Here is a 15081-nt window from a genome sequence, read left to right on the forward strand (position 1 = left end):
CTTGGTCTACTGGGGCAGGAGGTTTTCCATATAAACCTTTCAAATAATTTTTTACTTCGTTGGTTATCATCGAATATCTTTTACCTGTTAATACGTTTAAAACTGCTTGGACTCCAACGATTTGACTAGTAGGAGTTACCAAAGGAGGATATCCCAAATCCTTTCGAACCCTTGGCACTTCTTGTAGAACTTTGTTTAATTTATCTTCAGCCTTTTGGGATTTTAATTGAGAAACTAAATTAGAAAGCATACCTCCAGGGATTTGAGCATTTAATATTCTGGCATCTATTGATTGCATCTTGACATCGTACTCCTTGTATTTTGATCTTACCTTCCAAAAATGTTCAACCAATTTCATTATTGTTTTTGTATTTAAATCCAGGTCGTATGTGTAGACAAAAGGCTCGAGCGCAGGTTCTGAGGTGCCATTAGCAAATGGGCTCAAGGCTAAATCTATAATGTCTGCCCCAGCTTCTACACCGGCAAAGTAAGCCATAGAGGCAAGACCTGTGGTTGCGTGAGAGTGAATGTTGACAAAGATGTTGAATTTCTCCTTGATTTCTTTTACCAAATCATAAGCATCCTTTGGCTTTAACAACCCTGCCATATCTTTTATAACGATTGAATCGACGCCTCTTTCCACCAATTCTTTTGTATAATTTAAATAATACTGTAGATTATGAACAGGACTAACGGTATAAGATATAGCGCCTTGAACGTGAATATTTCTTTTTTTTGCAACCTCTATGGATTTTTCCAAGTTACGAATATCGTTTAGAGCATCAAAAACCCTTATGATGTCCATATTGTAATCGGCTACTTTGTTTACAAATAATTCTACCACGTCGTCCGCATAATTTCTGTATCCAACTAAATTTTGCCCTCTTAGAAGCATTTGGATTTTGGTATTTTTTAATTTCTCTCTAATGGTTTGTAGCCTTTTCCATGGATCTTCGTTGAGGTATCTTATACATGAATCGTAAGTAGCCCCACCCCATACTTCCATAGAATAAAATCCAACCTGATCGAAGTCTATCAATTGATCTTCAAAATCTTCCATTTTCAATCTCGTTGCGATTAAAGATTGTTGACCATCTCTTAAGGTTGTATCGACTATATATGGTTTTTTATTCATCTTTTTCAACTCCTTTTGTAAAAATTTCTTTTGAAAATCTTTAAAATTGGAAGCCCTATAATATACGTTGCAATAGCTTCTCCAACTCCTACCCAAAGTACGGAAAAGAAATATGGTACTCCATACAATGGGGCGATATAAGCGGATACTCCAAAGGCGTTAATTAATATGGGAGGAAGAGGAGCTAAATACTCGTTTGGCATTTTCCAAGTTATAATTCCCGCTATCAAGGTTAATAGACTTCCAAACCAGATATCCCAAGCGCCCAAACCTCCTATTATATTAGCCAACAGAGCACCTACGTAGATACCGGGAATGAATGCAGGATCGAGAAAAGTCAGAACCACAAAAGCTTCAGCGATTCGAACCTGTATAGGGCCGAAACTGATAGGTTGAAAGATTATACAAAGAACTACATATAATGCCGCGATTAAAGAGGCTCTAACGATTCTTATTGAACTCATATTCCCTCCAAAATGAAAAATCTGGTAAAGCATTTCAACTTTACCAGATTATCTTTAACTTAAAGTTTTTATTGATTTAAAAGTTGGTCTATGTTTTCGAGTATTTGCTGCCTTTGATTTACACTCTCTTCATCAAGGCTTTCTGTGTTTAATGAATTTAATATACCTTTTATTGTTTCCAAATCTTGCCTTACCGATTCAATGTCTCCAGTTGAATTATAATAATCTAAAATGTAGGAATAAAGTGTTGCATAATAGTCAAAAGCTACATTTGGATCATCAGGTTTTGTTTGGTATAGTTTTCCTATAACCTCTATAGCATCTGGATTCATTTCTCTTAAGGTTACAAGAGAATTTTCCAGGGCTTCATTCATTTGTTCTATATCGTTTGTTAATTCATCGTATTTGTTCTGAATTTCTGGCCCTGTGAATAGCCCATAAGTCCCTTGTAAATAGGCCAATTCCCTTAAGGCACTTTCTTTTTGAGAGGCTTCATTACGTAGATCTGTTGACTCGGCGGTGTCCATAAATTGAGTATAATGTTCAATTTGACTATTTATTTCATCGTTGCTGTATTCTAGAAACTCGGGGTACGATTGAGCTATATTCAAATAACTTTCAAGATCATTTTTTTGAGATATTTTCATAGGTAGTAAATTTTCAACGATGAAAATATAAGAGACATACCACTCCTCAGGTAACCCATTACCACTCAATATATCATCACGATACTTTTTTTCAACGTTTGCTAAGTCATCGAAAGATTGAGCTTTATAAATATCATATGCTATAGCCAAGGGTTCGTATGAAATTACAAAATCATAATTAGACATATATGGATCGTACCAATTAGTAATCTGGTAATCCACGAAGCTGGTAGTTAATTGATTTCTTATATCGTTGTCCAGTAATAATTCGTCCGGGGTTTCATATATCTTTTTGTCTTCGACTCGCACTATCTGGTACCCTAAGGGGGAACTTATTGGACCGATTATTTCTCCGGGAGTTGAAGAGAGTGAAGCTTCAAATATATTTTTAGAAATATCTCCACGTTTGACCCATCCTACCAAGCCGCCAACTGATGCAGTTTCGGTGTCCACAGAGTTTTCTGAAGCTGCTTCAGTGAAAGAGATATTATTTTGCAATATCTCAGATTTAATGTTATTGGCTGTAATTTCATCTGAAGTTACAACTCTGCTGATTTTAATTGTATCATATTGGTCTTTTAAATCTTCAAAATTATTAGAAACATAGGTTGATAGCTCTTCTTCAGAAAAATTGGAGAAATATTTTCTTAATTCGCTGATTACCTCATTTCCATACACAAGACTGTTAACGAATCCACGAATATATTCTTCCTTTTCAAAAAACATTAAGAAAATTTGTTTTGTGCTTTCACTCCCCAGGTATTGATTGTACATCTGATCTGTTTCTTGGGTAATCTTCGTTGCATCCAACGTTATTCCATTATCGTTTAAAAACTTTTCCATGGCTTTGTATTCCATTAAAACGTCTGTTATGCTTATTAGATCTATTGGTTTGTTAAAATACTGGTCGTATTGGGGATTTTGACTCAACATATTCAACACTGTATTATGATACTCCCCCATCAATTGATCTAATTCCAAAAAATAAGATTCGTATATTTGCTGCCCGTCCTGAGAAGTTAAATATGCTACCGTTTCTGAGAATATTGATACGGATAGAACCATTAGAACACCGAGTACTACTAAAAGTTTTTTCATTTTGGACCTCCTCTGATTTGATAATTTTACAGTGACTTCAAAAACTCTAAAACCTGTTTTAGCGCCCCTTCGCCCCGCTGCCCACCCATAAGGAAAATGGATAGTAAGGCTTCGCAGCCCGCCCATAAGGAAAGGGAGTTTTTTGCCCTTTGCCCCACTCCTCAGCCATAAGGAGCAGTCCTTAACCGCTGATAAAACGTAATACTTTCATGATATCTATTAATAATTAAAAGAACCTTAAAAACTGTGGCAGAAAATTTGACTGATTCCTTTTAAATGTGGTATAATCGAATGAAAATCATATAACATTCTAGTTAAATGAGGATTAAGCTACAGGAGGGGGGAAATGTATTGATTTCTTTAAAAGAGAAATTGATTATGAAAACTCTATACCACAAGTTCAATAATCAACTTCCTCAGTTAGAAACTGAAATTAGCTACAAAAGGGGAAACAGGTATCTATTTTTTGTTTTTTACACCTTACAAGCTACTAGTGACAAGTTAGTATCTTACGATCTCATAAAAAATGGAAATGAGTTTATTTTTACATTCGAGGTTGGAAAGGACAAGCATCACCTAAAATTAGAGACTAAGGAAAATTATAAATCTTATTATTTCGTATCTATAAACGACGATTTGGATGTTAATGAATTTGTTCAAATAGAACCTAAATTAATCAATGAATGATTCTTTCCATTTCTATCTGTTTTATGAATATAGAATAATTATTGTCAGTCAAGGCTTTGTACAATGGATCATCTTCTGGAACTGAGACTAAGACGATTCTATCTTTTATTCTTAAAAGTTTGGATGTAATATCTTCAATTATTGCATCAAAGGCGTAACCTTCTTCAATAGGGGAGGCATCGACTATATAACAATTATCTTTGTTGAATCCCCATACAACGTAGCCGCATTTCTTATTTTTGTCGTATATGATTTCATAGTTGTATCTGTTTTCGCTAATTTTTATGGTTATAGGTTCTCTTTGCCAATTTGGTTTTCTTTTAAATCTAAATTTTGCGTCAGTAGCCATTTCATAGATTACATCTGAAGTAGTTTGTTCGTATTTGAAATGAGTATTCGTTGGTTTATCTTTTTCTTTTAAGAAAGAAGCCAGCTCTCTTGTTGCTCTAAAACCATGTTTATTATAAAATCTTATAGACCTTTCATCACTTTGGGCAACTTCTAAAATTATTTTCTTTATCTCTTTCCATTTTAATGTTTCAATTGTACGAAAGATGATTTCAGAAGCCAATCCTTTTCCTCTAAATTCTTCTTTTACTCCAATTGAGTCAATTCTTCCAACATCTTTTCTTATTGATATAATACTGAATCCCACAGGTATATCATCAGAAAAAGCTATAAAAGAATCTTCCATGGAGATAGAGTTTTCTTTCACATCTTTTTCAAAACTTTCTAAATTCCAATTCACTGGGAAAACATAGTCTTTAAATACCTCATTCACAAGCTCGATAACAACACTCGCTGGAACATTTTTCAATGATTCGTAAGTAATCATCGTTCCTCCCACCTTTCTCTTTTCAAGTCAAACCATACGATCCCAATCTTCTGAAACCTCAGAATTAAAATCTTTACCATCTATAATTTTAACATAAAAACTGAAAAATATGAAAAAACCACCCTTTAGGGTGGCTTATTCGATAATTTCTTTCATAATATCGGCAAGTTCCACGAAATCTTCTGTTAATGAGGCACCTCCAACCAAACCGCCGTCTATATCTGGTTTACCAAAGAGGCCCAAATAATTGTTTGGTTTTATGCTTCCACCATAAAGTATTGTGGTTTTTTTAGCAAATTCTTCATTGAAGATATCTTTCAAAAGGTCTCTAATAAACTTATGAACTTCTTGGGCTTGGTTGGGTGTGGCTACTTTTCCTGTTCCAATTGCCCATACGGGTTCGTAGGCGATTATGATTGTTTTTGCTTCTTCTTCAGTTAAACCATAAAAGGCTTCTTTAATCTGTCTTTCTACAACATTGAACGTTAAACCCTTTTCACGCTCTTCTAACTGTTCACCAACACACAATATGGGTGTTAACCCTGATGATATTACCTTTTTAAGTTTTTTGTTTATGAGTTCATCGCTTTCTTGAAAGATGTGCCTTCTTTCAGAATGACCAAGAATTACATATTCCACTCCTATATCCTTTAGAATATTTACAGAGATCTCGCCTGTGTAAGCACCCTTATCTTCATAATAAACATTTTGGGCACCTACTTTTATGTTTGAACTACTTGTGATATCTCTAACCTTTTCAAGAGCTGTGAAAGGGGGACAAACAATAACTTCAAACTTATCCTCAGTTTTTATCTGTCCTACAAGTTTTGAGACAAATTCAACTGCCTCTGTATTTGTTTTGTTCATCTTCCAATTGCCAGCGAGAATAAATTTTCTTTCATTCAGATTTTTTTTTTCGTTTATTGAAGAGATCCCCGGTAATTCTTTACCTTCTAAAAACTCTAAAGAGGCTCCTCCGCCAGTTGAAACGTGTGAAAATTCGTCTGCCAAACCGAATTTTTCAGCGGCAGCTGCAGAATCTCCTCCACCTATAATACTTATGCAACCTTTTTTAGTTACTTCTGCGATTGCTTTTGCTACTTCTTCAGTACCAAAAGCAAAATCATCTATTTCAAAAACTCCCATAGGGCCGTTCCAAACGATTGTTTTAGCATCGGAAATTTTCTCTTTAAATAAAGAAACGCTTTCAGGTCCTATATCTAAGCCCATCCAACCTTCGGGAATTCCATCATCTATTTTTACAGTTTTCTTCTCAACACCTGCTTCTATTTTTTGGGCGATAACGGTATCAACAGGTAAAACAATCTCAACGCCTTTTGCTTTCGCATTTTCTAATATGTCTTTTGCAACATTGAGTTTATCTTCTTCCACCAACGAAGAACCAACATTTTTACCTAAGGCTTTTAAGAAAGTAAACATCATAGCACCGCCGATTAATATCTTATCAGCTTTATTTAATAGATTATTTATGACTCCTATTTTGTCGGATACTTTAGCACCACCCAGAATTACTACATACGGTTTTTCTGGGTTTTCAACGGCCTTTTGCAAAAATTCGATCTCTTTTTCCATCAAAAATCCGGCAACACTTGGTATATAGTTTGCTATACCAACATTGGAAGCGTGTGCTCTATGAGCCGTTCCAAATGCATCATTAACATGAAGATCCGCTAAAGACGCCCAATATTTTGCCAGTTCAGGATCGTTTTTTGTTTCACCTTTTTCAAATCTTGTATTTTCAATTAGTAACACTTCACCATCTTTTAATTCTGAGACGGCTTTTTCAACTTTGGGTCCCCTGGTTTCATCTACAAAATCAACTTTATTATTTAATAACTCACCTAATCTATCGGCTACTGGTTTTAAAGAAAATTGAGGATTCTTTTCACCTTTGGGACGTCCTAAATGAGATAGTAATATTACTTTTGCTCCTTTGTCCAAAGTATATTGAATTGTGTCCAAAGCGGCTTTAATTCGAGTTTCATCGGTTATCTTTCCATCTTTTATAGGAACGTTAAAATCAACTCTCATTATGACTTTTTTGCCTTTCAAATCAACGTCTTTTATAGTTAATTTTTCCATATTGACACCCCCTATATTCACATTTATTTTAAAGAAAAAGGGGATTAAATCCCCTCTTTTTGATTTGAAATTACAACATCTTAGCTAATTTTTCAGCCAATGTGACAACGGTTGTTGAGTATCCATTTTCGTTGTCGTACCATGCACAGACTTTAACAAAAGTGCCATCGATTACATTTGTTAATGTAGCATCGAATATTCCTGCCACAGTTGAACCGACAATATCAGAAGAAACAATTGGTTCTTCATTGTATCCAAAGAGACCTTTCAATTCGTTTTCAACAGCGTCTTTCATCATTTTGTTTACTTCTTCAACGGTTGTTGATTTTTCTACTTCTACAGTTAAATCACTAATAGATCCATCTGGGGTTGGAACTCTCAAAGCCATTCCATCTAATTTACCTTTTAGTTCTGGAATTACTAATCCAACGGCTTTCGCAGCCCCGGTTGTTGTTGGGATGATATTAACAGATGCTGCCCTTGCTCTTCTTAAATCACTATGAGGTAAATCTAGAACTCTTTGATCGTTTGTGAATGAATGAACGGTTGTTAACAGACCTCTTTTAATTTTTAATTTGTCGTTTAGCACCTTTATAACCGGTGCAATTGAGTTGGTTGTACAAGATGCATTTGAAATAACTTCCATCTGCGGAGTGAGGATATCGTCATTTACTCCCATAACTACCGTTGCATCTACTTCGCCTTTTGCTGGGGCGGTGATTATAACTTTTTTAGCACCGGCTTTTAGGTGCGCAGAAGCCTTTTCTTTGTTCCTAAATACACCTGTAGATTCAATAACAATTGAGACACCTAGATCAGTCCAGGGAAGGTTAGCGGGATCTTTTTCTGCGAAAACTTTGATCTCTTTCCCATTAACCTTTAAACCATTATCAACTACCTCTACCGTTCCATTGAATTTTCCGTGAACGGAGTCATACTTTAAAAGTGTCCCTAAGGTTTTTGAATCTGTGAGATCGTTTATTGCCACTACCTCAAAGTTTGGGTTTTCAACTAACTGCCTAAAAACTAGTCTACCTATTCTTCCAAAACCGTTTATCCCTATTTTAACTGCCACTTATACGACACCTCCTGATAAATTTTTTATCCTGTCTTCTTTAGAAATTCTAAAATTTGTTTTCGCGCCCCTTTGCCCCGCTGCCCGCCCTAATTTTATTTCTGAAGTATTTAGTATATTTGTTATTTTTTTCTCTTACTTTTATTATACTTATAAAATTATGCTTTTTTGAAAAGAAAAAGTTAATTTTTTCAATCCCCAAAGTTAGGAAGGGTTCCTAAAAACTTTTGTGAAATCTCGTTGGTCTTTTCTTCTTTAAGTTTATTAGCCTTTTCTATCGCTTCGTTTGAAGCGGCGATGATAAGATCTTTTAGGGTGTCTATATCTTCATCTTCAACTTCTTCAGATATAACTATATCTTTTATTCTCATATCGCATGTGGCCACAACTTTTACTACACCACCGCCTGCGGTGGCTTCTACTTCAACGTTGGATAACTCTTCATCCAGTCTATCTAATTCTTCCTGCATTTCAGCTTGGGCCCTTTGGGCTTCTTGAAGCATTTTGTTCATATTGTTTTTGCTACCAGATTTTTTTGAAAGGGATCTTCCACCTAAACTTTTCATTTTTTTGGCCATAAATATTCCTCCTAACGGTTAGCTGATAATTGCAACACTATTCTTCCCATAATATTCTATCACATTATTTATAAAATCGGGATTGTGTTTTTTTGATAAGATAAAAAGAATCCTTCGTTGTACATTTGGTACTTCAACCCAACCGTCTGTGAATATGATGATGCCTTCTGGTCTTAAATTTTCCTCGACGTAATCGACTGCGGGTTGCATGTCAGTTGAACCTTTACCTTTCAAAACTAGTTCTTTCCAGCTTCCTTTGTGATAGGTCATGATATTTTGGATATGACTGTCTGCTTGAATTAGAGTGACTTTTCCACCGAGAGTTTTTGAAATATTTTCTATTTCACTGAAAAATGCGTTGTATTCTTCTTCTATAATGGAACCACTAGTATCGATTATTATTGCAATGTTTGGTCCCATTTTTGATCTCCAACCAGGTTGATCCTCATATCTTCTATTTGGTCTCATTAGGGTCCTGTATTTTTCAACGACTATAGAACTGCCAAAAAATCTTCTTAACATCGTTTCCCAGTTAAAGAAAGGTTTTGTTACCATAAGAGAAACTGCTAATTCAATGCCATCGGGAAGATTGTCTTTGCTTTTATCGTAGGCTTTTGTAACAAACTCACTTACGATATCAAAAGCCATTTCTTCTGGAATATCTGATGAAAAGTCGTGTGAGTCGAGATTGTTCTCTCTTTTTTCTAGTATTTCTTCTATATCGAGCATCTTGTTTTTTTCTAATAAATCCATTGCGTATCTGTAGTATTCTTCTGCCGTTTTATTTAAAAGGTTCATAGGAGCGGTAACAAAAAAGAATTCGTTGTCTGGAGCATGTCCTTCGGCTACCATTACATCTAAAGGTTCTGCAAATACATCTAATTCTCTGATATATTGGTTTACCGCTGCATCCATTGCTAAATCCCAAATACCTCTTTCCCTTTTATTTTTAGGTTTTATGAATATATGCCCAAATATTATGTGGTAAATTTCATGTTTTAAAATTCCTTTGGTTAATATTAAACCAATATTTTTTAAACGGTTTGGATTGTACAACAATCTAAATTTCCCTTGAGGTGTTATTGAAACCTTTATAGTTCTTACAGAAGTGGTTGGCATGGAATCAAAATTCATCCTCAAGTAAGAAAAAAATAAGCTTTCTTTCTCTAGTTCAATCCAAGCGTTTTGAAGTATATCATTCATTTCAAATTCCTTCCATCCAAGTGGAATCTCCTAGTTTAATGGCAATTTCTTCCAAAAGTTTATCATAAAAAGCCTTTTTTAATCCTTTATTTTTTTCAACCATTTCGTTTAAAAATCTTAATACAGAGAACAATGCATCCTTAGGTATGAACACACTTATGTTCTTTACATTTTCTGCGATTGTTTTTTGATCTCCATTAGATAATAATTGTTCTATCTCTTCCTCTTTTAATGATTCAAAATAATTATTTATTCTTAAAATAAGACTTACCTTTTCTTCGTTGGTCAATTTCTTAATTCTTTCAAGATTTTTGCCTTCTATTAGTAAATCTTTTGGGTTAGGTAATTCAACTTTATTTTCCAAATGAGACAAAAATGCTCTTGCTGCTTCCGATCCAACTATTGAGGCAGCAATGACGTACCCATATTTTTTCATATCATTTTCAGATAAATTAGACAAAACGTTGGATAATTTATACCAGCTTCTTGGACTGGGCCTTAAATTGAGTCTCATTGCTACTATATTATCAGAAGAGAGGTATTCAGGGTATTCTTTGATAAAAGAAATGACCTCACCTTTTACTTGCTCTTGATTAGACCAGTTTACCCAATCGTCAAGATCAGGGGACAATTCTAAATGAAAGAATCTTGACATGAAAGCAGGATCGGTTATCAAATCTACTTGATCATACTCTTCGTCAGGAGGATTGGCGGCTCCCATGATCCATGCTCCAGCCGGTAATATGTGGTTATGTATTCTCCGGTCTATCAATAATTGCATGATGGCATTTCTTATCGATCTGTGTGCCCTGTTTATTTCGTCGATCATTATTATTACTTCATCTTTATTCGGCCACCAGTCAGGTTTTAAAAAGACGGTTTTTTCCGAGTCTCTAGAAGGGAGTCCAATTAGATCTCCAGGTTCCATTTGAGATATGATCAATATGATCAATTCTCTTCCCGTCTCTTCTGCTATCTCCTTAGCTATATCCGTTTTACCTACACCAAAATGACCCCATAAGAGAGGTATTTCTCCAGAAGCCATTATTTTTTTTGATAGGTATTTTACCGTTGATGGTTTCAATTGATGTATTCTCCTTTCGTTGATGCTTTATTCTTTTTAGAAATTCTAAAGTTTGTTATATATAGCGCCCCTTCACCACGCTCCCCACCCCTTTTTAGAATCAAGGTTTTTCTTTTTGAGGTATTGCGTATGATGAATCAGTTTTTATAATTAAGGGATAAACTTGATTATTTGAATCTTTTACTTGCCCCGTACCTAAAATTTCCCCTGCAGGTAATATTTCAAAAGAATAGATTAATTCTTGATCGTTAGTACCGTAAATTTTCTGTTCAATTAATACCCCGTTGGGATTTATAATTCTTAAAAACAGATCATAATCCGGCCAATTATCAATACAAACTCCCAACAAGTAAATTTGTTCGTTATAAACTTTTACTTTTTCAACCCGAGAAAGTGATTTTATCGATAGTGTTTCAAAGTATTCAACTTCGAGGTTATCTTTTTGCTCAAGTTCTTTCGATATCTTCATTATAAAGCCTTTCCACTCTTGTTCATTGAGGGTAGTAATGTATCCCCCTATATATATGTTCCCTTCGTTATCTTGAGCTATACTATTTGGATTTTCGTGGAAGGTAGTATACCCATACTCATCTGAAAAAAGCAATATACCTTCTCTACTATATTCTAATATTAATAAGTCGTTTTGTTTTTCTGGATTAGAATTAGACGTACCTGCTGTTATGATTCTATTATTATCAATTACTAAATCAACTATTTGTTCTACTTTATCTCTTCCATACATGTTTTCCCAAATTTTCTTTCCCGTAAGGTTTATTTCAGAGATGTACGCTTGACTGTTACCATTTGTTATTACCCATCCCCCAACAACGTAACTCCCTGAGGTGTTTTTTATTGTATTTAAGGTTCCCTGATAATTTATAACAAGAGACCAGTTCATTTCTCCCACCTTTGAGATATTTAGAATATAAGGTTTCCCATTTTTTTGCCCAACTAGAGTGAAAGTATTGTTGAAAAAGACAAAATCATTTATACTTACTTGACCGCTTTCTACGAATATTTCTTTTCTTATACTGCCTTCTTCGTCTATGAAATATAAATAGTACTGGTTCCCTTCAATAGCCAATGAAACATATTCATTGTTGCTTGTTTGAATTATTTTTGTTAGATATGTCCCATTTTCATCGATCTTTTTGAAAAAAGATTGACTGTTGGTTGATCTGACTTCTTGCGTATCTGAAAGATACTGTATTAGAGGCTCCTTTTGACTATCATAGGTGCTACTTAAAAAATCAACAGTATCGTTGGTTTTCGAATTAGAAAGGTATATCCCAGAAACGAAAAAAAAGATAGAAAGAGTAATTATTGCAAAAAACAATATTTTCCTTAACATAGACTTTCACCGCTTTCTTCTAAGGGGATCATTTTTTGTATTTAATATTGTAAGAATTGGGATTTTGCCAGTTAAAAGATACTTCTAATTTTACGTTTAACTTTTTCTCCAGTTCTTCAGTCAAAGATGGAGTTAAATATCCCGAAAGATTATGAAATGCATTTATTTCTATTACTTTTATTTTTTCTTTTTTAATTTCTTTTGCCGAGGATAATAATTCTTTTATCAATCTTCCATGCACCAGAGAAGGGGCTATGATTTTACCCGTTCCATGACACAATGGACATTGTGAATACACATTGGTATCCAAAGGTTGTGTGGTTCTTTTTCTAATAATTTCTAAAAGTCCCATGTTTGTGAATCCTAGAATGGTAACTTTTGATTTATCTTTTTTAGTTTCTTCTTTAAGAATATTGATAATCGTTTTTTTATGCGAAGAGTCTTTCATATCTATAAAATCTACGACGATCATTCCTCCAATATTTCTTAATTTCAATTGCCTGGCTATTTCTTTGGCTGCTTCCATGTTTGTAATAAAAGAAGTTTCCTCAATATTTTTCCCTTCCAAATTCCCAGCAGAATCTACATCTATGGCGGTTAAAGCTTCAGCTCTATCTAAAGTAATGGTGCCACCACCTGATAGTTCTATTTTCTTTGTAAAGATCTCTTCCATTTGATGGTATATATTATGGATCCGAAAAACATCTCCTCTAACATACTCAACTTTGGGTTTTAGTTCAAAGTTTTTCAAACTTTTTTTTAGTTTTCTGAAAATTTGTCGATCGTCTGAAATTATTTTTTTTGTGTTAGAATCCAATCGCTCTCTTAATATGTACTCAAGAAAATCGCTTTCTTCATATAAAACTCCAGGATTTTTTTGAGATCGAAATCTTTGTAAAATATTATTGTATATTTTTCTCATTTCTTTTAATTCTATTTCTACTTCTTTTTCATCGATTCCTTCAGAATTGGTTCTAAATATAATAGATTCGTTATCTATTAGAATCTTTTTTGCAATTTGTCTCAATCTTGTTCTTTCTTTTTCTTGGAGAATTTTTCGGGATATGCCAATACTTTCATCAGAATTTGGAATGTATACTAAATATTTACCAGGCAAACTTAATTGCATAGAAAGTTGAGGACCTTTTCTTGTTCCTCCATCTTTTCTTACTTGAACTAGAATTTTGTCTCCTGCGTTATAATGTTTAGGATCATCAAGAACGTCTCTATATCGAAGAAAACCATTCTTTCCTAATCCAATGTTTACAAAAAAAGCCTCCAAACTCGGGACTTTATTTTCAATTATACCTAAGAAGATTTTTCCTGTGTTTCTATCAGTCTCAAAATCCTCGAAAAAAATTTCACTTAATTTGTCTTCTTCCAGTATGGCTATTCTGATTTCTTCTAGAGCCTTACTTACTAACATTGTCTTTTCTTCGTCCATTGCTTTATTTCCTTCCTCCAACTTTGTTCTAAATTATCTTTTTGTTAAATTTATTCATCGCTTCGTTTATTTTGCCTTCTAAAATCAAGTCTATCGCGGTAATAACATAATCAAGTATTTTGTCCAATATGGTCCATTCTTCTTTGGTAAAAGGGCTTAAAACATAGTTCGCTAAATTTCCGGATCCATGTTCGTATCCGTTGTTGATACCTATTCGTATCCTGGGAAAATCGGTACTTTTTAAAATACCTATTATTGATTTTAATCCATTATGTCCCCCATCGGAGCCGCTTTTTCTTATACGTATGTCCCCCAAGTTCAACCATATATCGTCGTAAATTATTAATAAACTTCTCTCTATTTTACCAAATTTTCTAAAAACATATGGTAACACTTCTCCACTTGCATTCATATAAGTTAACGGCTTAATGAAAATATCGTTTTCTATGGCAAATCCTTCAAAGTTCTTACCGGATATTTTTTTAATGTTTGATATATTTTTTTTGTTTTCTTCATATTTATCTAAAGCTAAAAAACCCACGTTATGCTTTGTAAAAACATAACGCGGGCCAGGATTTCCTAAACCTATTACCAAATTTCTCACTTTTTATTCTTCCTTCATGTCTTGGGGAGTTTTTTCTTCAATTACTTCAGGTTCGCTTATTTCTTCTTCTTCAGTTTCCTCAGTTTCTTCGGCGACTTCTTCTGCTGCTTTCGGTTCTATTACACTAATGACGATTTCTTCATCTTCTAGAAGCGCTTCAGCACTTTCTGGAAGAAGATTTTTAATATCTGAAACGAATAAAGACTCACCCATTTTTAGCTCAGAGATATCCACCTTTATTGAATCAACGATATCTGAGGGGAGAATAGCTACAGGTATTTCATGAACGTAGGTATTTAAATAACCTCCTTGCGTAACTCCAACAGGCTCTCCTTCAAATTCTAGAGGTATTCTTAAATGCATTTTTCTTCCTTCTTCTGGAACATAAAAATCTACATGAATTGGTTGGTCTGACACTTTATGCCTTTGAACAGATTTTACGAAACATCTGACTTTTTCTTCGCCATTAACTCCCTTTACGTTAAGTTCAATCAAAGTAGTTTCGGACACTTTTTCTAACATACTTTCCAGTTCTTTATACGGAATATTTAAATGTTTGTTCTCCTTTAAAGCTGGACCGTATACTTCTGCTGGAATTAATTTTTCATTTCTAAATTTCCTGGCCTTGATCTTTGAATCTCTTCTATTAACATCCATTTTGAAAACTGTTGCCATACAATAACCTCCTAAACATTTATCTTTATTATTACTTCTAAAAACTCTAAAAAATTATATATAGCGCCCCTTCACCAAACGTTAAGGGGTAAACCCCT

General features: G+C 34.1%; 14 protein-coding genes. 1 reads left to right on the forward strand and 13 read right to left on the reverse strand.

Annotation, left to right across the window (positions count from 1 at the left end; all coding sequences use genetic code 11):
- From AA81_RS09175 to AA81_RS09185, 3 genes are all read right to left on the reverse strand, one after another.
- A partial coding sequence (locus AA81_RS09175) for a pyruvate carboxylase subunit B (RefSeq protein ID WP_103898861.1) occupies nt 1–1135 on the reverse strand: 1135 nt, incomplete at its 3' end.
- Between the two features lie 5 nt (nt 1136–1140).
- Nucleotides 1141–1599: a QueT transporter family protein gene (locus AA81_RS09180; RefSeq protein WP_103079358.1), complete on the reverse strand. Its 459-nt coding sequence runs from the start codon at nt 1597–1599 to the stop codon at nt 1141–1143.
- Between the two features lie 68 nt (nt 1600–1667).
- The gene (locus AA81_RS09185) at nt 1668–3344 is read right to left on the reverse strand and encodes a peptidylprolyl isomerase (protein ID WP_169999722.1); all 1677 of its coding nucleotides are present in this window, start codon (nt 3342–3344) and stop codon (nt 1668–1670) included.
- A gap of 351 nt (nt 3345–3695) precedes the next feature.
- Here AA81_RS09185 and AA81_RS09190 point away from each other — a divergent pair, with 351 nt between their 5' ends.
- Entirely contained in the window at nt 3696–4031 is a 336-nt protein-coding gene (locus tag AA81_RS09190) for a hypothetical protein (RefSeq protein ID WP_103898863.1), read from the forward strand.
- Here the strand turns inward: AA81_RS09190 and AA81_RS09195 are convergent.
- From AA81_RS09195 to AA81_RS09240, 10 genes are all read right to left on the reverse strand, one after another.
- The gene (locus AA81_RS09195; protein WP_103898864.1) at nt 4021–4866 is read right to left on the reverse strand and encodes a GNAT family N-acetyltransferase; all 846 of its coding nucleotides are present in this window, start codon (nt 4864–4866) and stop codon (nt 4021–4023) included. The genes AA81_RS09190 and AA81_RS09195 overlap by 11 nt on opposite strands.
- Nucleotides 4867–5001: 135 nt before the next feature.
- The gene (tpiA, locus tag AA81_RS09200) at nt 5002–6969 is read right to left on the reverse strand and encodes a triose-phosphate isomerase (RefSeq protein ID WP_103898865.1); all 1968 of its coding nucleotides are present in this window, start codon (nt 6967–6969) and stop codon (nt 5002–5004) included.
- Nucleotides 6970–7039: 70 nt separating this feature from the next.
- A complete protein-coding gene (gene gap, locus AA81_RS09205) occupies nt 7040–8044 on the reverse strand; it encodes a type I glyceraldehyde-3-phosphate dehydrogenase (protein WP_103898866.1) in 1005 nt (334 codons plus the stop codon).
- A gap of 191 nt (nt 8045–8235) precedes the next feature.
- Complete coding sequence (locus AA81_RS09210) at nt 8236–8622, reverse strand: YbaB/EbfC family nucleoid-associated protein (protein WP_103898867.1); 387 nt, start codon at nt 8620–8622, stop codon at nt 8236–8238.
- An 18-nt stretch (nt 8623–8640) separates the two neighbouring features.
- Nucleotides 8641–9825: a vWA domain-containing protein gene (locus AA81_RS09215; RefSeq protein ID WP_103898868.1), complete on the reverse strand. Its 1185-nt coding sequence runs from the start codon at nt 9823–9825 to the stop codon at nt 8641–8643.
- A gap of 1 nt (nt 9826) precedes the next feature.
- Nucleotides 9827–10909 (reverse strand): AAA family ATPase, encoded by a 1083-nt coding sequence (locus AA81_RS09220; RefSeq protein ID WP_103898869.1) that lies wholly within the window; start codon nt 10907–10909, stop codon nt 9827–9829.
- Between the two features lie 100 nt (nt 10910–11009).
- Entirely contained in the window at nt 11010–12260 is a 1251-nt protein-coding gene (locus tag AA81_RS09225; protein ID WP_103898870.1) for an SBBP repeat-containing protein, read from the reverse strand.
- 28 nt (nt 12261–12288) lie between these two features.
- Entirely contained in the window at nt 12289–13704 is a 1416-nt protein-coding gene (locus tag AA81_RS09230; protein ID WP_103079366.1) for an Rne/Rng family ribonuclease, read from the reverse strand.
- Nucleotides 13705–13732: 28 nt separating this feature from the next.
- Nucleotides 13733–14308, reverse strand: coding sequence for an aminoacyl-tRNA hydrolase (pth, locus tag AA81_RS09235; protein WP_103079367.1), 576 nt, complete (start codon nt 14306–14308; stop codon nt 13733–13735).
- Between the two features lie 3 nt (nt 14309–14311).
- On the reverse strand, nt 14312–14983 hold the full coding sequence (locus tag AA81_RS09240) for a 50S ribosomal protein L25 (RefSeq protein ID WP_103079368.1): 672 nt from the start codon (nt 14981–14983) through the stop codon (nt 14312–14314).
- Nucleotides 14984–15081 lie beyond the last annotated feature (98 nt).

Source organism: Petrotoga halophila DSM 16923 (assembly GCF_002924615.1).